This is a genomic window from Amycolatopsis sp. NBC_01307, assembly GCF_035975215.1.
Taxonomy (GTDB): Bacteria; Actinomycetota; Actinomycetes; order Mycobacteriales; family Pseudonocardiaceae; genus Amycolatopsis.
In genome coordinates, this window is record NZ_CP108403.1 from 6,969,427 (window position 1) to 6,991,440 (window position 22,014).

Annotated in this window: 23 protein-coding genes, 1 tRNA gene and 1 pseudogene; 11 read left to right on the forward strand and 14 right to left on the reverse strand. The window is 72.1% G+C overall.

The annotated features are described in order from the left end of the window. Positions 1–113: 113 nt before the first annotated feature. Genes thrB through argS form a run of 5 tightly spaced genes read right to left on the reverse strand, consistent with a single transcriptional unit; the run spans position 114 to position 6,480 of the window. Positions 114–1,001: a homoserine kinase gene (gene thrB, locus OG439_RS30160; RefSeq protein ID WP_326944152.1), complete on the reverse strand. Its 888-nt coding sequence runs from the start codon at positions 999–1,001 to the stop codon at positions 114–116. After that, positions 998–2,059 carry a threonine synthase gene (gene thrC, locus OG439_RS30165; protein WP_326944153.1) on the reverse strand — a complete coding sequence of 354 codons (1,062 nt, stop codon included), beginning with the start codon at positions 2,057–2,059 and terminating at the stop codon, positions 998–1,000. Before thrC ends, thrB begins: the two co-directional genes overlap by 4 nt. Beyond that, positions 2,056–3,375 carry a homoserine dehydrogenase gene (locus tag OG439_RS30170; RefSeq protein ID WP_326944154.1) on the reverse strand — a complete coding sequence of 440 codons (1,320 nt, stop codon included), beginning with the start codon at positions 3,373–3,375 and terminating at the stop codon, positions 2,056–2,058. The genes thrC and OG439_RS30170 overlap by 4 nt, the downstream gene beginning before the upstream one ends. 6 nt (positions 3,376–3,381) lie before the next feature. Then, a complete protein-coding gene (lysA, locus tag OG439_RS30175; RefSeq protein WP_247057159.1) occupies positions 3,382–4,812 on the reverse strand; it encodes a diaminopimelate decarboxylase in 1,431 nt (476 codons plus the stop codon). Between the two features lie 3 nt (positions 4,813–4,815). Then, positions 4,816–6,480 (reverse strand): arginine--tRNA ligase, encoded by a 1,665-nt coding sequence (argS, locus tag OG439_RS30180; protein ID WP_326944155.1) that lies wholly within the window; start codon positions 6,478–6,480, stop codon positions 4,816–4,818. 251 nt (positions 6,481–6,731) lie between these two features. Here argS and OG439_RS30185 point away from each other — a divergent pair, with 251 nt between their 5' ends. Both OG439_RS30185 and OG439_RS30190 read left to right on the forward strand, forming a co-directional pair. Then, complete coding sequence (locus tag OG439_RS30185; protein ID WP_247057162.1) at positions 6,732–7,547, forward strand: DUF3105 domain-containing protein; 816 nt, start codon at positions 6,732–6,734, stop codon at positions 7,545–7,547. Then, positions 7,544–8,266 (forward strand): DUF305 domain-containing protein, encoded by a 723-nt coding sequence (locus tag OG439_RS30190; RefSeq protein ID WP_326944156.1) that lies wholly within the window; start codon positions 7,544–7,546, stop codon positions 8,264–8,266. Before OG439_RS30185 ends, OG439_RS30190 begins: the two co-directional genes overlap by 4 nt. A gap of 93 nt (positions 8,267–8,359) precedes the next feature. On the opposite strand, the gene OG439_RS30195 is transcribed toward OG439_RS30190, so the two are convergent. Continuing rightward, positions 8,360–9,280 carry a cation diffusion facilitator family transporter gene (locus tag OG439_RS30195; RefSeq protein WP_326944157.1) on the reverse strand — a complete coding sequence of 307 codons (921 nt, stop codon included), beginning with the start codon at positions 9,278–9,280 and terminating at the stop codon, positions 8,360–8,362. A 177-nt stretch (positions 9,281–9,457) separates the two neighbouring features. Further along, a complete protein-coding gene (locus OG439_RS30200) occupies positions 9,458–10,558 on the reverse strand; it encodes an epoxide hydrolase family protein (protein ID WP_326944158.1) in 1,101 nt (366 codons plus the stop codon). Positions 10,559–10,706: 148 nt separating this feature from the next. On the opposite strand from OG439_RS30200, the gene OG439_RS30205 reads away from it, so the two are divergent. Next, positions 10,707–10,779 (forward strand) — tRNA-Arg (locus tag OG439_RS30205). Between the two features lie 56 nt (positions 10,780–10,835). Here the strand turns inward: OG439_RS30205 and OG439_RS30210 are convergent. Then, positions 10,836–11,711: an AraC family transcriptional regulator gene (locus tag OG439_RS30210; RefSeq protein WP_326944159.1), complete on the reverse strand. Its 876-nt coding sequence runs from the start codon at positions 11,709–11,711 to the stop codon at positions 10,836–10,838. Positions 11,712–11,798: 87 nt separating this feature from the next. Between OG439_RS30210 and OG439_RS30215 the strand changes: the two genes are divergently transcribed. From OG439_RS30215 to OG439_RS30225, 3 genes are all read left to right on the forward strand, one after another. After that, a complete protein-coding gene (locus OG439_RS30215; protein ID WP_326944160.1) occupies positions 11,799–12,719 on the forward strand; it encodes an MBL fold metallo-hydrolase in 921 nt (306 codons plus the stop codon). Further along, on the forward strand, positions 12,707–13,180 hold the full coding sequence (locus tag OG439_RS30220; RefSeq protein WP_326944161.1) for a GNAT family N-acetyltransferase: 474 nt from the start codon (positions 12,707–12,709) through the stop codon (positions 13,178–13,180). The genes OG439_RS30215 and OG439_RS30220 overlap by 13 nt, the downstream gene beginning before the upstream one ends. 68 nt (positions 13,181–13,248) lie before the next feature. Then, entirely contained in the window at positions 13,249–13,524 is a 276-nt protein-coding gene (locus tag OG439_RS30225) for a YggT family protein (RefSeq protein ID WP_326944162.1), read from the forward strand. On the opposite strand, the gene OG439_RS30230 is transcribed toward OG439_RS30225, so the two are convergent. The 3 genes from OG439_RS30230 to OG439_RS30240 all read right to left on the reverse strand — a co-directional run bounded on the left by OG439_RS30230 (position 13,504) and on the right by OG439_RS30240 (position 15,912). Beyond that, positions 13,504–14,169, reverse strand: a complete 666-nt coding sequence (locus OG439_RS30230; RefSeq protein WP_247057185.1) for a TetR/AcrR family transcriptional regulator — start codon at positions 14,167–14,169, stop codon at positions 13,504–13,506. The genes OG439_RS30225 and OG439_RS30230 overlap by 21 nt on opposite strands. Before the next feature lie 67 nt (positions 14,170–14,236). Continuing rightward, positions 14,237–15,088 carry an alpha/beta hydrolase gene (locus tag OG439_RS30235; protein WP_326944163.1) on the reverse strand — a complete coding sequence of 284 codons (852 nt, stop codon included), beginning with the start codon at positions 15,086–15,088 and terminating at the stop codon, positions 14,237–14,239. A gap of 2 nt (positions 15,089–15,090) precedes the next feature. Next, on the reverse strand, positions 15,091–15,912 hold the full coding sequence (locus OG439_RS30240; protein ID WP_326944164.1) for an alpha/beta fold hydrolase: 822 nt from the start codon (positions 15,910–15,912) through the stop codon (positions 15,091–15,093). A 164-nt stretch (positions 15,913–16,076) separates the two neighbouring features. Here OG439_RS30240 and OG439_RS30245 point away from each other — a divergent pair, with 164 nt between their 5' ends. From OG439_RS30245 to OG439_RS30260, 4 genes and pseudogenes are all read left to right on the forward strand, one after another. Continuing rightward, entirely contained in the window at positions 16,077–16,787 is a 711-nt protein-coding gene (locus tag OG439_RS30245; protein ID WP_326944165.1) for a helix-turn-helix domain-containing protein, read from the forward strand. A 65-nt stretch (positions 16,788–16,852) separates the two neighbouring features. Beyond that, positions 16,853–18,043 carry an FAD-dependent monooxygenase gene (locus OG439_RS30250; RefSeq protein ID WP_326944166.1) on the forward strand — a complete coding sequence of 397 codons (1,191 nt, stop codon included), beginning with the start codon at positions 16,853–16,855 and terminating at the stop codon, positions 18,041–18,043. 60 nt (positions 18,044–18,103) lie between these two features. Further along, positions 18,104–18,411 (forward strand): annotated as a pseudogene (locus tag OG439_RS30255) (ABC transporter substrate-binding protein); the annotation flags it as partial. A gap of 21 nt (positions 18,412–18,432) precedes the next feature. Then, entirely contained in the window at positions 18,433–18,783 is a 351-nt protein-coding gene (locus tag OG439_RS30260) for a YciI family protein (protein ID WP_326944167.1), read from the forward strand. Here OG439_RS30260 and OG439_RS30265 read toward each other — a convergent pair. Next, positions 18,770–19,591: a class I SAM-dependent methyltransferase gene (locus OG439_RS30265; RefSeq protein ID WP_326944168.1), complete on the reverse strand. Its 822-nt coding sequence runs from the start codon at positions 19,589–19,591 to the stop codon at positions 18,770–18,772. The two genes, OG439_RS30260 and OG439_RS30265, sit on opposite strands and share 14 nt — an antisense overlap. A gap of 62 nt (positions 19,592–19,653) precedes the next feature. Then, positions 19,654–20,388: a class I SAM-dependent methyltransferase gene (locus OG439_RS30270; protein WP_326944169.1), complete on the reverse strand. Its 735-nt coding sequence runs from the start codon at positions 20,386–20,388 to the stop codon at positions 19,654–19,656. An 83-nt stretch (positions 20,389–20,471) separates the two neighbouring features. On the opposite strand from OG439_RS30270, the gene OG439_RS30275 reads away from it, so the two are divergent. Continuing rightward, the gene (locus OG439_RS30275) at positions 20,472–21,077 is read left to right on the forward strand and encodes an NAD(P)-dependent oxidoreductase (protein WP_326944170.1); all 606 of its coding nucleotides are present in this window, start codon (positions 20,472–20,474) and stop codon (positions 21,075–21,077) included. Here the strand turns inward: OG439_RS30275 and OG439_RS30280 are convergent. Then, entirely contained in the window at positions 21,074–21,994 is a 921-nt protein-coding gene (locus tag OG439_RS30280; protein WP_247057202.1) for a proteasome assembly chaperone family protein, read from the reverse strand. The two genes, OG439_RS30275 and OG439_RS30280, sit on opposite strands and share 4 nt — an antisense overlap. Positions 21,995–22,014 lie beyond the last annotated feature (20 nt).

A 22,014-nucleotide genomic window follows, 5' to 3' on the forward strand; every position in this document is an offset into this window, starting at 1 on the left:
CGGGTGCGGAAACGCACGGTGATCGAACGCCCCCGAGGGTAGACCGCACCGGTGCCGGGTGCAACAACCACCCCCCGCGTGGCGGCCCCCACCGCAGGCACGTGACCCAGCCTTTACTGAGCCGCAACCTGCACACCCGCGAGATCCGCGGGCAGCTCGTAGACGTCGAAACCCTCAACACCGGCCCCTGGCGGCAATATTCCCGTCGTGGTCAGCGCGAGCACCGTCGGGCCCGCGCCGGAGATCGCCGCGGCCACGCCTTGTGCACGGAGCGTGTCCACCAGCGCGGTGCTCGCCGGGTAAGCGGGCGCGCGGTAGAGCTGGTGCAGGCGGTCTTCGGTGGCCGCCAGCAGCAGCTCCGGTTTCGCCGTGAGCGCGTGCACGGCGAGGGCGGCGCGGCCGGCGTTGTGCGCGGCGTCGCGGTGCGGCACCGTCGCCGGCAGCAGGCCGCGCGTGGTCGCGGTGGCCGAGCGGACGGCCGGGACCGCGACGACCGGCCGGATCCCGGCGTGCGGGGTCAGCCGCTCGGCGTGGAACACCGTGCCCTCGCACCAGGCCAGCACGAGCCCGCCGAACAGGCTCGCGGCCGCGTTGTCGGCGTGGCCCTCGAAGCCCGCGGCCAGCTGCAACGCGTCGAATTCGTCGATTTCCCGGCCCGCCAGCGCGTACCCGGCGGCGACGCCGGAGACCACCGCGGCGGCCGACGACCCGAGCCCGCGCGCGTGCGGGATCGCGTTGTAGCAGCGCAGGTGCAGGCCGGGCGGGTCGACGCCGAGGTGCGCGCAGGTCCGCCGGATCGCCCGCACCACGAGGTGGGACTCGTCGGTGGGCACGTCGGCGACGCCGCCCGCGCCCGCGTCGATCACCTCGACCTTGAGGCCTTCGTCGGTGACCTGCACCTCGACGACGTCGTAGAGCGCGAGCGCCATCCCGAACGCGTCGAAGCCCGGCCCGAGGTTCGCCGTCGACGCCGGGACCGTGACGCGGAAAGCGCCGCTCACCGCAGGTCCAGGGCCGCCGCGACCGCCGAGGGGTCCACGGCCAGCGGCTCGACCTCGACGTTGCCCGCCAGCGCCGTCTGCGGGTCCTTCAGGCCGTGGCCGGTGACGGTGCAGACGACCGTGGCGCCCTTCGGCAGCCGGCCGTCCGCGGCCGTCGCGAGCAGGCCGGCCACGCTGGTGGCCGACGCCGGCTCGACGAACACGCCCTCACGCCCGGCGAGCAGCCGGTACGCCTCGAGGATCTTCTCGTCGGTGACGGCTTCGAAGAGCCCGTTGGACTCGTTCTTCGCCTTGACCGCGGCGGTCCACGACGCCGGGCTGCCGATCCGGATCGCGGTGGCGATCGTGTCCGGGTCGCGCACCGGTTCGCCCAGCACCAGCGGCGCCGCGCCGGCCGCCTGGAAGCCGAACATCCGCGGGGTGTTCTTCACCACACCATCGGCCGCGTACTCCGAATAGCCCGCCCAGTAGGCGGTGATGTTGCCCGCGTTGCCGACCGGCAGGCAGTGGACGTCCGGCGCCCGGCCGAGCGCGTCGCAGACCTCGAACGCGGCGGTCTTCTGGCCGGCGATGCGCACCGGGTTGACCGAGTTGACGAGCGTGACCGGGTAGTCGGCCGCGGTCTTGCGGGCCAGCTCGAGGCAGTCGTCGAAGTTGCCGTCGACCTGCAGGATCCGCGCGCCGTGCAGCACGGCCTGGGCGAGCTTGCCCATCGCGATCTTGCCCTGGGGCACCAGCACGGCGCAGGTGAGCCCGGCGCGCACGGCGTAGGCGGCGGCCGAGGCCGAGGTGTTGCCGGTCGACGCGCAGATCACCGCCTTGAGCCCGCTGGCGAGCGCGTGCGTGATGGCCACGGTCATGCCGCGGTCCTTGAAGGAGCCGGTCGGGTTGACGCCCTCGACCTTGAGGTGGACGTCGCAGCCGGTCAGCTCGGACAGGTAGCGGGCGGGCAGCAGCGGGGTGTTGCCCTCCCCGAGCGTGATCACGCGCGCGCCGTCGGGGACCGGGACGCGGTCCCGATAGGCCTCGATGATGCCGGGCCAGGCCTTGATACTCATGCGTCTTCGCCTTCCACCCGCATCACACTGACAACATGGTGGACGACGTCGAGCCGCCCGATCTCGTCCACAGTGGACCGCAGGGCCGCGTCGGGGGCCTGGTGCGTGACGACGACCAGGCTCGCGCGGTCGTCGACGTGGAGCTGGCGGACCGCCGCGATGCTCACGCCGTGGGCGGCGAACGCCTGCGCCACCTGGGCGAGCACGCCGGCGCGGTCGGCCACGGAAAGGCTTACGTGGTACCGGGTCGGGGTCTGGCCCATCGGCCGCACCGGCAGCGCCGCGTGCGCCGACTCGCGCGGGCCGCGGCCGCCGGCCACCTGGTTGCGGGCCACCGCGACCAGGTCGCCGAGCACCGCGCTCGCCGTCGGCGCGCCGCCCGCGCCCTGGCCGTAGAACATCAGCTCGCCGGCGGCGTCGGCCTCGACGTAGACGGCGTTGAACGCGCCGCTCACGCCGGCCAGCTGGTGGCTGCGCGGGATCATCACCGGGTGCACGCGGGCGGACACCGACTCGACGCCGTCGTCGTCGGTCACCCGCTCGCAGATGGCGAGGAGCTTGACCGTGCGGCCGAGCACGCGCGCCGCGCCGAGGTCGGCGGCGGTGACGTCGGCGATGCCCTCGCGGTGCACGTCCGAGGCCGTCACCCGGGTGTGGAAGGCGAGCGAGGCGAGGATCGCGGCCTTGGACGCGGCGTCGTAACCGTCGACGTCGGCGGTCGGGTCGGCCTCGGCGTACCCGAGCCGGCTGGCCTCGTCGAGCGTCTCGGCGTAGCCCGCGCCGGTGGAGTCCATCGCGGACAGGATGTAGTTCGTGGTGCCGTTGACGATGCCCATCACGCGGGTGATCCGGTCACCCGCCAGGGACTCGCGCAGCGGCCGCAGCAGCGGGATGGCCCCGGCCACGGCGGCCTCGAAGTAGAGGTCGACGCCGGCGGCGTCGGCCGCCTCGAACAGGTCGGCGGAGTGCTCGGCGAGCAGCGCCTTGTTCGCGGTGACCACGGACTTCCCGGCCTTCAGCGCGGCCAGCAGCCAGCTGCGCACCGGCTCGATCCCGCCGACGAGCTCGACCACGACGTCGACGTCGTCCGAGGTCACGAGCTTCTCGGCGTCGGCGGTCAGCAGCTCCGGTGGCAGCTCGGGGTGCTTGTCCGGGCGGCGGACCGCGATGCCGGCCAGCTCGACCGGCGCGCCCGCCCGGGCGGCCAGCTCGCCGGCCTGCTCGGTGAGCAACCGGGCGACCTCGCCGCCCACGGTCCCGCAGCCGAGCAGGGCGACCCTGATCGCACGTTTTGGAGTGTCACTGCGTTCGGACACGGTTTCTCAGACCTCCAGGCGCAGCATGTCGTCGGTCGTCTCACGCCGCAGCAGCAGCCGGGCGCCGCCGTTGCGCACGGCGACCACGGCCGGGCGCGGCTGCCGGTTGTACGTGCTCGCCATCGAGTAGCAGTAGGCACCGGTCGCCGCGACGGCCACCAGGTCGCCCGGAGCCAGCGTGTCGGGCAGCCAGCAGTCTCGTACGACGATGTCGCCGGACTCACAGTGTTTTCCCACGACCCGGGACAGCACGGCGTGCACCGGCTCTTCGTTGTCGCTCGCGGAGCGGGAAACCAGCCGGACGTCGTACACCGCGTCGTAGAGCGCGGTGCGGATGTTGTCGCTCATCCCGCCGTCCACGCTCACGTACCGGCGCACGGCGTTGTCGCCGAGCGCGACGTCCTTGATGGTGCCGACCTCGTAGAGCGTGATCGTGCCCGGCCCGGCGATCGCGCGGCCCGGCTCGCCGGCGATGCGCGGCACCGGGAGCCCGGCGTAGGCGCACTCCTTGCGGACGATCTCGCGGATCTGCGTGATCATCTGCGCCGGCGGCGGCGGGTTGTCCTTGTCGGTGTAGGCGATGCCGAATCCGCCACCGAGGTCGACCAGGTTCAGCTGGTCGAGCAGCTCGGGGCCGTGTTCCTTGGCCAGGTCGGCGAGCAGCCCGACGACACGGCGGGCGGCGACCTCGAAGCCGTCGGCGTCGAAGATCTGCGAGCCGATGTGGCTGTGCAGGCCGGTCAGCTTCAGCGACGGCGCGTTGAGCACCCGCCGCACCGCCTCCGCGGCGTCCCCGGCGGCCAGCGAGAAGCCGAACTTCTGGTCCTCGTGGGCCGTCGCGATGAACTCGTGGGTGTGCGCCTCGACGCCGACGGTCACCCGGATCAGCACCGGCTGCACGACGTCGTGGCGCGCGGCGGTGTCGGCCAGCCGGGCGATCTCGTAGTAGGAGTCGAGCACGATCGTGCCGACGCCCGCGACGACCGCGGCTTCGAGCTCCGCCGGTGACTTGTTGTTGCCGTGGAAGGTGATCCGCTCGGCCGGGAAGCTCGCGCGCTGCGCCACGGCGAGCTCGCCGCCGCTGCAGACGTCCAGGCTCAGCCCCTGCTCGGCCACCCAGCGGGCGATCTCGATGGAGAGGAACGCCTTGGACGCGTAGTGCACGAGCGCCGGGTCGTCGAACGCCTCGGCGTAGTCCGCGCAGCGGGACTTGAAGTCGGCCTCGTCGACGACGAACAGCGGCGTGCCGTGCTGCTCGGCCAGCTCGCGCACGTCGACGCCGGCGATCCGCACGACGCCGTCCGCGCCGCGGAAGGTGTTGCGGGGCCAGACCTTCGGGTAGAGCCGGTCGAGCTCGTCGCCGCTCGCGGGCGGGAACCCGGAGGAGTCGGCGTGGGGGTAGACGTCGGCGTGCCGTGGGCCCGCGGGGTGCGCCATCGATTACATCCGTTCCGGAGCAGAAACACCGAGCAGGGCGAGGCCGTTGGCCAGGACCTGGCGGGCCGCTTCGCACAGCGCGAGCCGCGCGTGGGTCAGCGGGGTCACCTCTTCGTCGCCCTGGGGCAGCACACGGCCCACGGTGTAGAACTTGTGGTAAGCGCCCGCGAGTTCTTCGAGGTAGCGCGCGATCCGGTGCGGCTCCCGCATGTCGGCGGCCCGACGCACCATTTCCGGGAACTCGCCGATGGTGCGGATCAGGTCGCCCTCGGCGGGCAGCGTCAGGAGTCCGAAGTCGACGTCCGAAAAGGACTCGGCAGACTTGATGCCCAAGTCGGCAGCATTGCGCTGCAGGGACGCCAGCCGCGCGTGGGCGTACTGGACGTAGTAGACCGGGTTGTCGTTGGAGTGCTTGCGCAGCAGGTCCAGGTCGACGTCCAAAGTGGAGTCGACGGAGTAGCGGATCAGCTCGTAGCGGGCCGGGTCGACGCCGACCGCCTCGACCAGGTCCTCCATCGTGATCACGGTACCGGCGCGCTTGGACATCCGCACCGGCTTGCCGTCGCTGACCAGGTTCACCATCTGGCCGATCAGCACCTCGACCGTGGCCGGGTCGTCGCCGAACGCCGCCGCGGCCGCCTTGAGCCGGGCGATGTAGCCGTGGTGGTCCGCGCCGAGCATGTAGATGCAGAGGTCGAAGCCGCGGTTGCGCTTGTCCTTGAAGTAGGCCAGGTCGCCGGCGATGTAGGCCGGGTTGCCGTCCTGCTTGATGACGACGCGGTCCTTGTCGTCGCCGTACTCGGACGACTTGAGCCACCAGGCGCCGTCCGCGAAGTAGAGGTTCCCGGAGTCCTTCAGCTGCTGGACGGCGGCGTCGACCGCGCCCGACTCGTGCAGCGAGTTCTCGTGGAAGTAGACGTCGAAGTCGGTGCCGAACTCGTGCAGGCTGTCCTTGATCTCGGTGAACATCAGCCCGATGCCGATGCGGCGGAACGTCTCGTGCCGCTCCTGCTCCGGCAGCGACAGCGCGCTCGGCTCGGCCTTGATGACCTCGGCGGCGATGTCGTTGATGTAGCCGCCCGCGTAACCGTCCTCCGGCGCGGGCTCGCCCTTCGCGGCGGCGATCAGGGACCGGACGAACCGGTCGATCTGCGCACCGGCGTCGTTGAAGTAGTACTCGCGGGTGACCTCGCCGCCCTGCGCGCCGAGCACGCGGCCCAGCGCGTCGCCGACCGCGGCCCAGCGGGTGCCGCCCAGGTGGATGGGGCCGGTCGGGTTGGCCGAGACGAACTCGAGGTTGATCTTGGTGCCGGCCAGCGCGTCCCCGCGGCCGAAGGCGGCGCCGGCCTCGATGACCTGGCGCACGATGTCGCCCTGCGCGGCCGCGGCCAGGCGGAAGTTGAGGAATCCCGGGCCCGCCACCTCGGCCGAAGCGACGCCGTCGGCCGCCGCGACCGCCGCGGCCAGCGCCTCGGCGAACTCACGCGGCTTCAGGCCGGCCTTCTTCGCGACCTGCAGGGCCAGGTTCGTCGCGTAGTCGCCGTGGTCGGGGTTGCGCGGGCGTTCGATGGTCACCTGCTCCGGCAGCACGGTGTCGTCGATGCCGCGTGCGGTCAGTACCTGCACGGCGGAGCTGCGGACCAGGTCGGCGAGAGCGGCGGGAGTCACTCGTCGAATTCTAGGTGTGCCCAGGTCGGGCGCTCGCAGCGGTCTCGGCCACGTCACGGCGGGCGTCCACAGACCGCTTTTCGGGGGTTCCGGGTGGCGGAGCCCCCGGCCTTCGGTGGGCACTGTGTGAGGTGTTAACGGTGATCAGACGTGTGGTCTCTACACTGGCCCGGGCGGGAATCCGTCCGCAGCCAGCAGAGGAGAACGCGGGAGCCATGGCGAACCGGACAACTGGGAAAAAGGGGTCGGCCGTGAAAGCGGCCCGCGGTTCCGTGGTCAGCAAGAAGGGCACGCCGTGGGGCACGATCATCGCGGTCGTGGCCATCGTCGCCCTCGCCGCCGCCGTGATCACCTACTACATGGTGGCGTCCGCGCCGAAGCGTGACCAGGCGAGCCGTGAAGAGGCCGCCGCCGCGTTCGCGCCGACCGCGTCCGACCCGGATCCCTCGAAGCGCATCCCCGGCGTCATCACCGCGACCTACACCGGCAGTGTGCACGTCCTGCCGACCGAGCGCGTCGCCTACGACAAGACCCCGCCGTTCGGCGGCCCGCACGACCAGACGTGGGCCACCTGCACCGGCATCGTCTACCCGAACGCCGTCCGCACCGAGAACATGGTGCACGCGCTGGAGCACGGCTCGGTGTGGATCGCCTACAACCCGCAGCAGATCTCGGGTGACGCGCTGAACCTGCTGAGCGTGCGCGCCAAGGACAAGCCGTTCACGATGCTGTCGCCCTACCCCGGTCTCGACAAGCCGATCTCGCTGCAGTCCTGGGGCCACCAGCTGAAGCTGGACAGCGCCGACGACCCGCGGATCGACGAGTTCATCGCGGCCCTGCGCAGCAACCCGAACGGCGTCTACCCCGAGGTCGGCGCGTCCTGCGACGCGGTGCCGGGCTCGTTCGACCCGGACAACCCGCCGCCGTTCGACCCGTCGAAGCCGGGCCCGGACGCGAAGCCGATGGACTACAAGGGCAGCACCGCCGCGCAGGGTGAGCAGGGCGCCCCCGGCGGCGTGCCGACCGCTCCCGCGTCCGCCCCGGCCTCGGGCGCGCCGTCCCAGTGAGTTCCGGAGCCGACCTCGACGACCTCGAAACCGATGAGGTCGTCGAGCAGCCGACGTGGTCGCGCTGGGTGATCATCGGCGGGACGCTGCTGGCGGTCCTGCTGATCGGCGGCGTCGCGGGGATGTTCCTCACCCGCGCCGTCGACGACCCGGCGGCCACGGCCACCCCGGCCCGCGACTCCGTCGAGGTCGGCTTCGCGCAGGACATGTCGACGCACCACCTGCAGGCGGTCACGATGTCGGGCATCGCCCGCGACCGCACGACCGACCCGGAGATCAAGCAGCTCGCGTTCGACATCGAACGCACGCAGCTCGAGCAGGTCGGCCGCATGAAGGGCTGGCTCATGCTGTGGGACCAGCCGGAGCAGGCGATCGGCGCGCCGATGAAGTGGATGACGGAACCGATGTCCGGCCACGACGGCATGTCGATGGCCCCGTCGTCACTGTCGCCGTCAGGAGGCGCGTTGATGCCGGGCATGGCGACCGACACGGAGCTGACGAAGCTGCGCTCGCTGTCGGGCCGCCCGTTCGACGTCTACTTCCTGCAGCTGATGCTCCGCCACCACCAGGGCGGCACGTCGATGGCGCAGTACGCGTCGGAGCACTCGAACCTGCCGGCGCTGAAGGCCCTGGTGAACAGCATCCTCACGTCCCAGGGCGCGGAGATGGACCAGATGAAGCTGATGCTCGCGGGCCGGGGCGCCCAGCCACTCCCCTGACGAGCTTTCGAGGTCCGTGAAGGCCTCCTTACCGGCTCTTATGGCCGGCAAGGAGGCCTTCACGGCTTTCGGGGCTTGGGGGCCCGGCGCGAGCTACCAGGAGAGTTCCTGGCAGCGGCGCGCGCAGTGCGGTGCCTCCACCTGCAGGGTCGCGTGCTCGATCGCGTAGCGCGTCGAGAGCAGGTTCTGGGCCTCGGTCAGCACGTCCGATTGCTGCGCCGGCGGGGCGAGCGTCAGGTGCGCCGAAGCCACCTCCATACCCGACGTCAGGGTCCAGACGTGCAGGTCGTGCACGTCCGCGACGCCCGGCAGCGCCGACAGCTCCGCGCTGATCGCGCCGACGTCGACGCCCTGCGGGGCGTGCTGGAAGAGGATGCGCAGCGCGCGGCGGGCCAGGGTCCACGTGCGGGGCAGCACGAACAGGCCGATCGCGACGCCGATGATCGGGTCCGCGTAGCGCCAGCCGGTGAGCAGCGTCAGCGCGCCGCTGATCAGCACGCCGACCGAGCCGATCAGGTCGGCCAGCACCTCGAGGTACGCGCCGCGGACGTTGAGGCTCTCCTTCGCCCCCGAGCGCAGCACCGCGAACGACACGATGTTCGCCGCCAGGCCGGCCGTCGCGGCCAGCAGCACCGGCAGGCCGGCCACCGCAGGTGGGTCGCCGATCCGGCCGACGGCCTCGACGAGGACGTACCCCGCGACGCCGAACAGCAGGATCGCGTTGCCCAGCGCCGCCAGCACCTCCGCGCGGTAGAGGCCGAACGTGCGGCTGACGGTGGGGCCGGAGCGGCGGGCCAGGATGATCGCGGTCAGGGCCATGCCGACCCCGAGGACGTCGGTGAACATGTGCGCCGCGTCCGAGATCAGCGCCAGCGAGCCGGTCGCGAAGCCCACGACGAACTCCAGCACCATGAACCCGGCGCCGATGCCCAGGGCGATCGTCAGGCTCCGGACGTACCTGCCCGACGCGCTCGCCGGCGCGGCCGCTTGGCCGTGCCCGTGTCCGTGCCCCATTTCGCCTCCGTTCCCGGTTCACCGTCGAGGCCCAACATATAGTCGGATGCGCATACGTGCAACAGAGGGGAGCCTAAGTTCACCCATCCGAAAAGTACCCCGCACGCGCGCGCCGACCAATCCACCAGGAGGGGTTTCCCGCCTGGCGGACCGATTACGCTTCGGCGCTTCTTCCGGTTAGCGCACCAGCCGGAAGAAGCCGCGGACCTGCTGGACGAACAGCTCGGGCTGCTCGAGCGCGGCGAAGTGACCGCCGACGGGCAGCGTCTCGAACCACCGCAGGTCGGCGTAACGCTGCTCCGCCTGCCGCCGCGACGGCCGCACGATCTCCTTGGGGAACACCGAAACCCCGGCGGGCACGGTGATCGGGGACAGGTCGCGGTCGGTGTTCTCCCAGTACATCCGCGCCGACGAGGCGGCCGTCGCGGTGAACCAGTAGACGGAGATCGCGTCGAGGAGCCGTTCGCGGGCGATGGCGTCCTCGGGCTGTCCCTTGTGGTCGGTCCAGGCCCAGAACTTCTCGGCGATCCAGGCGGCCTGCCCGGCGGGCGAGTCGGTCAGGCCGTAACCGAGCGTCTGCGGCCGGGTGCCCTGCTGCGCGGCGTAGGCGCTGCCGGTCCGCCGGAACTCCGCCAGGTCGGCGCGGGCCTGCCGCTCCTGTTCCGTCGGGTCGTCCCGGTCCAGCGACACGGGCGCGTAGTTGACGTGCACCCCGGCGACGCGCTCGAACCGCGCCAGCGCGTTGGTGACGGCGGCACCCCAGTCGCCCCCCTGGGCGCCGTAGCGCTCGTAGCCGAGCGACGTCATCAGCGCGTCCCACAGCTCGGCGACCCGCGGGATCTTGAGCGCGGGCTTGTCACTCCACCCGAACCCGGGCAGCGACGGCACGACGACGTGGAAGGCGTCGGCCGGATCCCCGCCGTGCGCCCGCGGATCGGTCAGCGGCCCGAGCACGTCGAGGAACTCCGTGACGGACCCGGGCCAGCCGTGCGTGAGCACGAGCGGCAGCGCGTCCGGTTCGGGCGACCGGACGTGCAGGAAGTGCACGCCGACGCCGTCGACGGTGGCCCGGAACTGCGGAAAGGCGTTGAGCCGGCCGGCGAAGCCGAAGTCGTACTCCTCGCCCCAGAACCGGCAGAGCTCCCGCACGTAGGCGAGCGGCGCCCCCTGCGACCAGTCGTCGACGGTCTCGGCCTCGGGCCACCGGGTCCGCCGCAACCGCTCCCGCAGGTCGGCGACGTCGGCCTCATCGAGCGGTACCCGGAACGGCTCAACCACGACAGCTCCTTCAGGTGGGCCTCCCACGCTATCGAGACGCCCACGAATGGATCAACTTCAGCCCCCTGACCAGCGAGTACGTTTTGCGGCGCCCTGCCCGCGCGGGTCACGGGGGATGCGCTAAGCTTCTGACGTCGCCCAGCGATGGGCCCTCGTAGCTCAGGGGATAGAGCACTGCCCTCCGGAGGCAGGTGTCGCAGGTTCGAATCCTGCCGAGGGCACCCAGATCCAATGCGCAAAACCGGCCCCTACCAGCGAACACGCGGTAGGGGCCGATTCATGCGGCCGCCAGCCGGTACTTTCCCGGCGCCACACCGAATTCGCGCTTGAACGCGTGTGAAAACGCGAACGGTGAGCCGTAACCCACCTTGGCCGCCAGTGCGGGCAGTGGCAGGTCCGTGTCCTGCAGGAGGCTCGCCGCCGTGGTCATGCGCCACCACGTCAGGTACGCCATCGGGGGGCGGCCCGTCAACGCCGTGAAGCGGCGGGCCAGCGTTGCGCGCGACAGGCCGACCCGGGCCGCCAGGTCCTCGATGCGCCACGGGGCCGCGGGATTCTCGTGCAACGCCGCCAGTGCGGCCGCGATCTCGCGGTCCCGCAAGGCTTCCGGCCAGCCCGGGTGCTCGGTCGAAGCCAGCCAGGCCCGGACCAGGTACACCAGCAGCAGGTCCAGCAGGCCCGTCACCACCGTGTCGCGACCAGGGCGGGACGCCGCAACCTCGCCGCCCAGCAGGTCGATCGCCGCGCGCAGTTCCGGGTGGTGGCCGATCCTCGCGGGGAGGTGGACGACCTCCGGGAGGCCCGCTAGCACCGGGTGCTGGCGCGCGCGGTCCAGGCGGTACTTGCCGCACAGGAACTCCGTGCGGCCGTCCGGGTCGGGCACCGCCGTCTCGAACGGCACCGCGCCGGCGGCGTCCGGGGTGGACGACAGCGTGTGGGCGCTGCCGTGCGGGACCAGGACCACGTCGCCCGCGCCCAGGGGCACCGGCTCGCCGGACGAAGGGACCAGCCAGCCGCTCCCCCGCAGCAGCACGTGGAACCCCGCGCCCTCGTACGGCGCGAAGCGGTAGCACCACGTCGAGCCGGCGCGCAGGCGGTTCGACGTCGGCTGCCCGATCCGCATCGCGGCGATCGCGTCGCTCAGGAGGTCCACGAGTTCATCGTAACGGTGAGACGATCGCGCATTCAGGCGAGCATTTCAGCCATGGAAACACTCATGTGAACGTCTTAGCGTGGGGGCATGCAGATCGGTGACGTCGAAGTGCTCAAGGTCGTCGAGTGGCAGGGCGAGATCGCCCCGCTGCGGACCATCGTGCCGGACAGCCCGGCCGGGCTCCGGCGGGACAACGCGTCCTGGCTCGCGCCCGACCACTGGAACCCGGCGACCGACGCCTACCACGCCGCCGTCCAGACGTGGGTGCTGCGCAGCGAGGGGAAAGTCGTCCTCGTCGACACCGGCGTCGGCGACGACCGGCAGCGGCCGCAGATCCCGCTGTTCGACCACCTGAAGACCGGCTTCCTGGACCGCCTCGCCGACGCCGGGGTGCGGCCCGACGACGTCGACGTCGTCGTCAACACCCACATCCACTACGACCACGTCGGCTGGAACACCCTGCTGCGCAACGACGAGTGGGTGCCGGCCTTCCCCAACGCCACCTACCTGATCCCCCGCGCCGACCAGACGTACTTCGACCCGCGCAACGCCCACCGCCGCCCGGCGCCGCGCACCGAGCAGGAGCAGTTGCGCCGCGACGGCAGCCTCCTCGTCTACGCCGACAGCATCGCCCCGATCCTCGGCCGGGCCGTGCTGTGGGAGACGAGCCACCGCATCGACGGCAACCTCACGCTCGAGCCGGCGCCCGGCCACACGCCCGGCTCGTCGCTCGTGCGCCTGACGTCCGGTGCGGACCGCGCCGTGTTCGTCGGCGACCTGCTGCACAGCCCGGTGCAGATCCTCGATCCCCGCCACAGCAGCTGCTTCTGCGAAGACCCGCGCCAGGCCGCCGCCACTCGCCGGAGCGTGCTCGAACGCGCGGCCGACAACCGGGAACTCGTTGTGCCGGCGCACTTCGCGGGCCCCGGCGCGGCCGAGATCCGCCGCGACGGCAGCCACTTCGCGATCCACCGCTGGGCGGATACGGTCGCGGAGTGCCGGAACTGATCACGCCCACCGCGGACCGCCGCACCGCCTGGCTGGACGCGCACGCCGAGTGGGGCCCCGGCCGCCACGAGGACGGCTTCGGGCTGCTCCCCGCCGACGAGGTCGCGACGCCGGCCGGGTTCGCGGCATGGCTGACGCGGCTGGCGACCGACGAGTCCACCGAGTACTGGTGGATCGTCGACGGCGAGCAGGTACTCGGCGGGATCGCTTTGCGCCGCAGGGACGCAGGTGCCGGGCACATCGGCTACGGCGTCCGGCCGTCCGCGCGCCGGCGTGGGCTCGCGAGCTGGGCCCTGGCCCGCGTGCTCGACGAGGCGCGCGCCCGCGGGATGCCCGAGGTGGTCCTCGTCTGCGCGCCGGGCAACGTCGCCTCGGCGAAGACCATCGAGCGGCACGGCGGCGTCCGCGAAGACGGGTCCTGGCGGTACCGCGTCACTCTGGTTCCTGTCGAAAAGCTGTGAAACCGGACAGACCTGGCACTCTCCGCCACCCCCGCGCGTTCATCGGGTAGCAAGACGGAGGAGGACCGATGGGTGCGTTGGGGACGTTGCTGGGGTTCGCGCTGACCCTGTACATGCTCGTGCTGATCGCGCGGATGGTGCTGGACTGGGTCGGCATGGTGGGCACCAGCCCGCCGTGGACCCGGCGGGCCCGCGGGCTGGCCTACGCGGCGACCGAGCCCGTGATCGGGCCGGTGCGACGCGTGGTGCGGCCGGTGCGGCTCGGCGGGATCTCGCTCGATCTGGCCTTCACGCTGGTGTTCGTCGCCGTGCTGGTGCTGCGGTCAATCGCCTTCAGCCTGTAGCGTGCCGCGGAAGCTCGCGGACAGCCGGTCGACGCCGCGCTCCAGCTCGGCGCGGACGCCGCGCAGGTCGATGCCGTCCGGGTCGATCAGGGCCTGCATCGAGATCCCGCGCAGCTGGGCGAGCAGCGCGGAGGCGTACGCGTCGGCGTCCCGGACGCCCGTGATGCTCCCGTCCGCGACGCCGCTGGCGACGGTCTGGGCGATGGCGAAGCGGAACCGGCGGTCGGCCTCGGTGAGGGCGGCGCGCATGGCCGAGCTCTCCGCGGAGGCGTCGCCCCAGAGGGCCAGGAACGCGTGGTTGAGCGTCGGCATCGTCGTGATGAGCTCGAAGATGATGTCCAGCAGCGCCCGCAGCATGTCCATCGGCGTCGCGGTGGCGGACCCGGTCCGGGCCGCCACCGCTTCGCTGTAGGCGTCGGTGAACTCCTCGACGGCGTACTCGACCAGCTTGCCGCCGAGGCCGTCCTTGTCGCCGAAGTGCTGGTAGATCACGGACTTCGCGTAGCCCGAGCGCGCGCAGACACCGCCGAGCTTCATCCGGCCGAAGCCGTCCTCGGCGATGAGGTGCGCGGCGGCGTCCAGAATGCGAGCCTCGACGGCTTCGTCGGCGTCCTCCTGGATCCGGCCTGCGGCGGAACGGTCCACCGCGCCATGCTAGCCACTGGAACCGGACATCACCGGCCAACTGCGCCCATACCCGCGTGACCTGCGGTTACTTGACGAACCGGCCGACGAAGTCGAGCGCGGCGGCCGCCACCTCCTGCCAGCCGCTGTCGATGGTCAGCGAGTGCCCGCGGCCGGGGAGCTCGGCGAACTCCGTCGTCCCCGGGTTCTTCAGCTGCCGCTCGTAGGTGGCGTGCGCGATGGCGTGCGGCACCTGGTGGTCGTACTCGCCGGAGATGACGAGCATCGGTCCGCGGTCGGGGTTGAGGTTGTCGGCCTTGACCTCGGTGCGCGGGTTGATGTTCGCGAACGCGGCCTGGAAGATCGGCACGCCCGAGCCGGCGACGTGGTACTTCTCGTACAGCTCGTGAGCCTCCTGGTCGCTGACGGCGTTGGCGAAGCCGTACTTGAACTGCTCGAACGTCAGCGCCACCGCGCGGTGGCGGTTGGCCGGGTTGGTCAGCACCGCCGACGACGCCTTGAGCGCGCTCGCCGGCAGCGGGAGCACGCCGCGCGAGGGCGCCGGGTCGATCGCGACGGTCGCCGCCGACAGCCCGCGTCCGGCCAGCATCTGGACGAGCAGCCCGCCGAACGAGTGCCCGATGATGGCCGGCTTGCGGTCCAGCTTCTCGACGATGGCCTGCTGGTACGCCGCGACGTCGCCGACGCTCTTGTTCGCGAAGACGTCCGGGTTCGCTCGGGCCTCCTCGACCGTGGCGGGGTCGTCGGGCCAGCCCGGGGTGACCGCGGCGTAGCCCGCGGCCTCGAAGAACTCGGCCCAGCGGTCCCAGCTGGTGTCGAGCAGCCACAGCCCGTGGACGAACACGACCGGCTGCTTGCCGGAGGTGTTGGCCCGCTCGACCTCGGCCAGTTCCTGAGCGGTGGGTGCGGGGACGGTCACGGTCACTCCCGGATGAATTCGAGCAGCTCGGCGTTGAACCGAGTCTCGTGGTCGCCGCACAGGCCGTGCGGCGCGCCCTCGTGGACGACGAGGGTGGCGTTCGGCAGGATCTCGGCGCTGCGCCGGCCCGCCGCGTCGATCGGCACGATCTGGTCGTCGTCGCCGTGCACCACCAGCACCGGGATCTCGATCTTGCCGAGGTCGCCGGTGAAGTCCTGCTCGGAGAACTGCGCGACGCAGTCGTAGGCCGCCTTGAGCCCGACCTGCATGCTCAGGCGCCAGAACTGGTCGCGCAGGCCTTGCGAGACCGTCGATCCCGGCCGGTTCGCGCCGTAGAAGGGCGCGGACAGGTCCTGGTAGAACTGCGACCGGTCGGCCGCGACGCCGGCGCGGATGTCGTCGAACGCGCTCAGCGGCAGGCCGCCGGGGTTGGCCGCCGTCTGCAGCATCAGCGGCGGCACCGCGCCCAGCAGCACGGCCTTGCGGACGCGCTCGGTGCCGTGCCGGCCCAGGTAGCGCGTCACCTCACCGCCGCCGGTGGAGTGCCCGACGAGCACGACGCCGGTCAGGTCTAGCGACTCGATGAGCGCGGCGAGGTCGTCGGCGTAGGTGTCCATGTCGTTGCCGGTCCACGTCTGGCTGGACCGGCCGTGGCCACGCCGGTCGTGCGCGATCGCGCGGAACCCGTTGGACGCCACCAGGTTCAGCTGCGGGTCCCACGCGTCGGCGTTCAGCGGCCAGCCGTGGCTGAACACCACCGGCGGCCCGGAACCCCAGTCCTTGTAGAAGATCTCGGCACCGTCGGAAGTGCTGGCGTAAGGCATCACGACCTCTTTTCTCCGAGCTCTGTTTCTGCCAAGAAGGCGAGCCTAGGAGCGCCCGGCGCGTGCCGGATCGGCTCTCGGTGCCCGGCCCTCGGCCGTCCGCGCCACGCGATTGCGGGATCCGGGCGCTGTCGGGACGCCGAGCCGTCCGGTTGACTGGCTTCATGACCGTGGGTTTCGAGACGCAGCTCGCCTGGTGGTCGTTCGGGCCGCTGACGCTGTCGCGCGTCGAAGCCGCCGGCATCCCCCTCCCGCGCGGGGAGGAGCCCGGCGAGCTGAGCCTGGTCAGCACCCCGCGGCCGGTCACGTTCGTCTGGCTGGGCCCCGGCGGCTCGCGGACGCTGCACCTCCCGCCGGACGAGCTGGGCCTGTCCGCGGCGACGGTCCGCCGGGCCGCGCCGCGGCTCGCGGCGAGCCCGCTCCACCGGCTGGTCGCGCACCACGTCCAGGGCCTGGCCCGCGACGCCGACGCCCTCAGCGCGACGCCCGCGGCGGACGCGCTGGGCCGCGTGTGCGTCGACCTGGTCCGGGCGCTGCTGGTGAGCGCGGCGGGCGAGGAGCCGACGCTGATCGCCCAGGTGCGCACCCACGTGCGCCACCACCTCGGCGACCCCAGCCTCTCCCCCGCGTCCGTCGCCACCGCGCTCTCGGTGTCACCGCGCCAGCTCTACCGGGCCTGCGCGGCCGCGGACCTGAGCCTCGAGCAGTGGATCATCACGGCCCGGCTGGCGGGGGCCCGCGCCGACCTGGCCGACCGGCACCTCCCGATCGCCGCGGTCGCCCGCCGCTGGGGGTTCAAGGACCCGACCCACTTCACCCGCCGCTTCCGCGCGGCTTACGGCGTGCTGCCCAGCGAGTGGCGCCGCCGTCAGTGAACGGTGCGCGGGTCGTCAGCGGCGGCACGCAGTCTTCGGTCATCACCGACCGAGAGGAACTCCCGATGACCGCCAAGACCGTGCTCGTGTCCGGGGCCAGCATCGCCGGCCCGTCCGCGGCCTACTGGCTGCACCGCAGCGGCTACCGCGTCACCGTCGTCGAAACCGCGCCGGAGCTGCGGCCCGGCGGCCAGGCCGTCGACTTCCGGGGTGAGCAGGTGAAGCTGCTGGCCGCGATGGGCGTCCTCGGCGACGTGCGCCGGTTCGAGACGGCGATGGGTGAGCAGACCGTGCTCGGCCTCGACGGGAAGCCGCAGCTGAGCGTGCCAGGCGCCGCGTGGAGCGGCGAGGTCGAGATCCTGCGCGGTGACCTCGCCCGCGTCCTGTACGAGCACACCGCGGACTACACCGAGTACGTCTTCGGCGACCGCGTCACGAGTCTGACCGAGCGCGCGGACGGCGTCGAAGTCACCTTCCGGCGCGGGGCGCCGCGGAAGTTCGACCTGGTCGTCGGGGCCGACGGCGTGCACTCGGGGGTGCGGGCCGCCGCGTTCGGCCCGGAGCGGGACTTCCGCCGCGACCTCGGTTTCGGCATCGCCGGGTTCACCGCGCCCAACCACCTCGGGCTCGACCACACGAGCGTGCTCTACAACGAGCCCGGCCGCGGCCTGATGGTCGGCAGCCACCGGCACGCCGACCGGCTGCACGTCGGGCTGGTCTTCGCCGCCGACGACGTCGAGTTCCGCCGCCGCAGCACCGACGAGCAGCGGGCGCTGGTCGCGCGGCTGTTCGCGGACACCGGATGGGAGACAACGAAGCTGCTCGAAGCGCTGCCCGCGGCCGACGACCTCTACGTCGACTCGATCAGCCAGATCCACCTGGACCGCTGGTCGAAGGGCCGGGTCGTGCTGCTCGGCGACGCCGCGTGGTGCGCCGGGCCGGGCGGGTCCGGCACCGGGCTGGCGATGATGGGCGCCCAGGTGCTGGCCGGGGAGCTCGCGGCGGCCGGCGGCGACCACGTGACGGCGTTCGCGAAGTACGAGGAGCGGCTGCGCAAACCGGCCGCGGTCGGGCAGAAGAACGGCAAGGGCTCGGGCAACTTCCTCGCGCCGCGCACGGCCAAGAAGATCCGCAACCGCAACCGCGCCTACAAGATGCTGAGCACGCGGTTGTTCGGCGGCATCTTCCTGCGGATGACCGACCGGGCGGCCAACGCGCTGGAGTACCGCGAATACCCGCTGCTCACGTCGGCGTGACCCGGCGATCCGGCTGAAAACCGTGCTGGGCCAGAAGTTCCTGGCGCTCGACCCGGACGAGCCGATCCCCCGCAGGACGTCCGCGCCGCGCTCACGGGACTGTCGCGGCTCTCGGACACGCTCGCCTCGTGCGACGGGCAGCTGTCCACGTTGCTCGCCAACACCCAGCTCGGGCCGCTGCTCACCCAGCTCGACCAGCTGACGTCGATGATGCAGCGCAACCAGGACGCGCTCGCCGCCGGGATCCGCGGGTTCGCGCCGCTGGTCCGCCTCGGCGTCAACCTCTCCGGTAACGCCGGTGGGTCGACGGTTATCTGTGCGGGCTGCCGTCGTTCGGGCCGCTGAATCAGGAAGGCTGCTTCGGCTGAGCCGCGTGGCATGCTGACCGCATGCGATACCTGCTCCTGCTCGCCGGTGACGAATCCGCGGAAGCGGCCGCCGGCCCCGAGATGGCACAGCGCTGCCACGAATGGGGTGCCGAGCTGGCGCGGCGCGGGATCCAGCAGACCGGCACGGGCCTGCGTCCGCCGTCCGAGGCGAAGACGCTGCGGGTGCGCGACGGCGACGTCCTGCTCACCGACGGCCCGTTCGCCGAGACCAAGGAGCAGATCGGCGGCTACGTCATCCTCGACTGCCCCGACCACGAGACGGCCGTCGAGGTCGCGTCGCGGCACCCGTGGGCCGAGGCCGGCGCGCTCGAGCTGCGCCAGATCGCCGACGGACCACCTACACCTTCGTGATCTTCACCGTGACCTGGTTGTCGTTGTAGGTGTAGGCCACGTACTCGAACTCGACGCCGGTGCGCTCGACGTACTCCGTCCAGGCGCGGTATTCGTGCCGCTTCCAGCCGGGGAAGTTGAAGAACTCGTCGAAGTGCACGATGCTGCCGGCGCGCAGCCGCGGCCCGCAGAGGTCGAGGACGGTCTTGGCGGAGCTGTAGAGATCGCCGTCCACGTGCAGGAAGTCGACGTGACCGGCGTGTTCCTCCAGGAATCCGGGCAGGCTCTCGGCGAACAGGCCGACGACCAGCTCCGCGCCCGGGACGTCCGGCAGGTCGTCGCGGGCGAACGCGCCGGCGGGCATGCCGTTGAGCCACGCCTCGGGCAGGCCGTCGAACGAGTCGAAGCCGTAGACCTGCTCGCTGTTGCGAGCGCGGGTGATCGTGCGCAGCGTGTTGCCGGACGCGACGCCGAACTCCAGCGCCATCCCGCCTTCCGGCGCCAGGGAAAGCGCGTACTCGAGCGTCTGCTTCGGACGGCCGAAGTGCGGAGCGCCGACCAGGTGCTCGCGGGCGAAGACGTTGCTCTCCAGCGCGGCGTCCTGGTCGCCGGCGTAGACGATGTCGCGGCGGCTGCGGATCTCGAACTCCACCACCCGATCGAGGAGCCGGTCACCCTGGCGGACGATCTCCTCGCGCAGCTCCGCGCTCATCCGGTTCAGCTGATCGGTGTACGGGTCGTGCACTTTCGAGGCCACCCGGAACAACAGCCTGCCCAGCGTGCGCCTCAGGGCTTTCGCTGCGGACGAAGGGCTTTCCGTCTGGTTCATCCCGGGACGGTACCTCACCCCGTGGTCACCTCTCGTGAGTGTTTAGGGCGGTTAGAACCGCCCTAAACACTCACGACGAGCCGGAAGCCCGCGTCCCACTCCGGGAGGTCCAGCAGGTCCCGGTGCTCCTCGTGCCAGCGACCGGACGCCAGGTCCGCGCGCAGCCGGGCGATGCCGCGCGCCACGGCGTCGGGTGCCGTCTGGGCCAGGGCCGAGCACGCCTGCCGCACCGCCGGGTCGAGGTAGGCCTCCGGACGCCGCCAGTGGGCCGGGAAGACGCCGTCGGTGAAGTCCCACGGCACCGGCAGCGGGACGACGCTCCGCGCTCCCAGGAAAGCCGCGATGTCCGACGCCGACGGGCGTGACCGCTCCAGCTCCGCCACCTCCGGCACGTACTCGCGCACCAGCCAGAAGTCGTTGTGGCGCCCGGTGTCGTAGGCCAGGACGACCTGCCGCCGCGCCACCCGGCGCAGTTCGGCGAGGCCGCGCCGCCACTCGGGCCAGTGGTGCACGGTCAGCACCGCGAGCGCGGCGTCGAACGTGCCCGCCGCGAACGGCAGCGCTTCCGCGACCGCGCGCACCACCGGCGCGGCGCCGGGAGGGCGTTGCCGGATCATCTCCGCGGACGGCTCGACCGCGGTGACCCGCCGCCCGGGCGGCTCGTAGGACCCCGTGCCGGAGCCGACGTCGAGCACCGTGCCCGCGTCTCCCAGCGCGTCGAGCAGCGGCGCGAGCCAGCGCGGGTCGGTCCGCCGGCCCAGCGCGTAACCGACGCCGATGCGGTCGTAGGTCGTCATCGCACACCCCCAGGTCGAAGCCGATTTCGTTGCGGTAACCGGCACCCCCGAGCCTAGTTTCACCGGCGACGGAAGGGGATTCCATGAGCAGGATCATCGTGTTCGGCGCCGGCGGCCGGGCCGGGCAGCGTGTCGTCGCCGAGGCGACAGCGAGAGGCCACCAGGTCACCGCGGCGGTGCGCGACCCGAGTCGCCACGAAGGGGTCGCGGCCGACGTCACCGACGCGGACAGCGTCGCGGAGGTGGTGGCCGGGCACGACGCGGTCATCAGCGTCGCGTACGCCACCGGGGTCGCGTCGGGCGAGTTCTTCCCGGCCGCCGCCCGCGCGCTGGTGGACGGCCTGAAACGGGCCGGGGTGAGCCGGCTGGTCGTCGCCGGGATCGGGACGACGCTCGAGACGGCCCCCGGCGTCGCGGTGCACGACGCGCCGGACTTCCCGGCCGAGCACCGCGCGTTCTCGCTGGGTCACGCGGCCGAGCTGGCGGTGCTGCGCGAGAGCGGCCTGGACTGGCTGGTCGTCGCGCCGCCACCGGTCGTGCTGGGTGAAGGCGACGGCACGGGCTCCTACCGCACGGCCGTCACGACGCTCATCCCGGCGGAGACGTTCGCCTACGCGGACTTCGCGCTCACGCTGGTCGACGAGGCGACGACGCCGAAGCACTCGCGGGTGCTGCTGGCCGTGGCCTAACGCTCCGGGGTCTCGCCGCCGTTCTGCTCGGCGAGGAACCGCTCGAACTGCGTCCCGAGCTCCTCGGCGGTCGGCATGTGCTCGACGGACTCGGCGAGCAGGCTGCCCTTCTCGGACGCCTCGACGAACGCGTCATACTGCCGCTCCAGCGCGCGGACGACGTCGCCGGCGTTCTCGTCGGACGCGGCGATCTGCCGTTCGATCTCGGCGGCGGCGAGGTCCGCGGCCCCGCGCAGTTCGCCGACGGTCAGGTTCAGCCCGGTCGCGCGGCCCAGCGCGTCGAGCAGGTTGAGCGACGCGGTCGGGTAGGCCAGCTGGGCGAGGTAGTGGGGCACGTGCGCGGCGAACCCGACCGCGTCGTGCCCCCACTCGCCGAAGCGGTACTCCAGCAGCGCGGCGGCGCTGCCCGGCACCTGCAGCCGGTTGGGCAGCGGCTGGTGCTCGCCGACCAGGTCCTGGCGGGTGGCGTGCGCGGTGACGCCGAGCGGGCGGGTGTGCGGCGCGCCCATCGGGATGCCGTGGAAGCCGGCGGTCAGCCGGACGCCCCAGCGCTCGACCAGGTTCCGGACCGCGGCGCAGAACCGCTCCCAGTCGTGGTCCGGCTCCGGGCCCGCCAGCAGCAGGAACGGCGTCTCGTCGGCGTCGTGCAGCAGGTGGACGACCAGTTCCGGCGCGTCGTAGTCCTCCCAGTGGTCCACCGCGTAGGTCATCGTCGGGCGCCGCGAGCGGTAGTCGATGAGGCGGTCGACGTCGAAGCGCGCGACCACCCGGTGCTCCCCGCTCAGCAGGTGCTCGGCCAGCAGACGACCCGCCGAACCCGCGTCCATGAACCCCTCGAAGTGGTGCAGCAACACCGCCCCGGTCAGGTCGGGGACGTCCGAGTCCACCTCGTACAGGTCGTCGGGATCGAATCCCACCGGATCCTCCTGCTCACTGC

Coding starts and splice junctions, on each gene's coding strand:
- OG439_RS30240 (WP_326944164.1), bottom strand. CDS start 15,912: ATGCCTTACGCCAGCACTTCCGACGGTGCCGAGATCTTCTACAAGGAC.
- thrC (WP_326944153.1), bottom strand. CDS start 2,059: ATGAGTATCAAGGCCTGGCCCGGCATCATCGAGGCCTATCGGGACCGC.
- lysA (WP_247057159.1), bottom strand. CDS start 4,812: ATGGCGCACCCCGCGGGCCCACGGCACGCCGACGTCTACCCCCACGCC.
- OG439_RS30250 (WP_326944166.1), top strand. CDS start 16,853: ATGACCGCCAAGACCGTGCTCGTGTCCGGGGCCAGCATCGCCGGCCCG.
- OG439_RS30225 (WP_326944162.1), top strand. CDS start 13,249: ATGGGTGCGTTGGGGACGTTGCTGGGGTTCGCGCTGACCCTGTACATG.
- OG439_RS30260 (WP_326944167.1), top strand. CDS start 18,433: ATGCGATACCTGCTCCTGCTCGCCGGTGACGAATCCGCGGAAGCGGCC.
- OG439_RS30195 (WP_326944157.1), bottom strand. CDS start 9,280: ATGGGGCACGGACACGGGCACGGCCAAGCGGCCGCGCCGGCGAGCGCG.
- OG439_RS30215 (WP_326944160.1), top strand. CDS start 11,799: ATGCAGATCGGTGACGTCGAAGTGCTCAAGGTCGTCGAGTGGCAGGGC.
- OG439_RS30270 (WP_326944169.1), bottom strand. CDS start 20,388: ATGACGACCTACGACCGCATCGGCGTCGGTTACGCGCTGGGCCGGCGG.
- OG439_RS30265 (WP_326944168.1), bottom strand. CDS start 19,591: ATGAACCAGACGGAAAGCCCTTCGTCCGCAGCGAAAGCCCTGAGGCGC.
- OG439_RS30275 (WP_326944170.1), top strand. CDS start 20,472: ATGAGCAGGATCATCGTGTTCGGCGCCGGCGGCCGGGCCGGGCAGCGT.
- OG439_RS30245 (WP_326944165.1), top strand. CDS start 16,077: ATGACCGTGGGTTTCGAGACGCAGCTCGCCTGGTGGTCGTTCGGGCCG.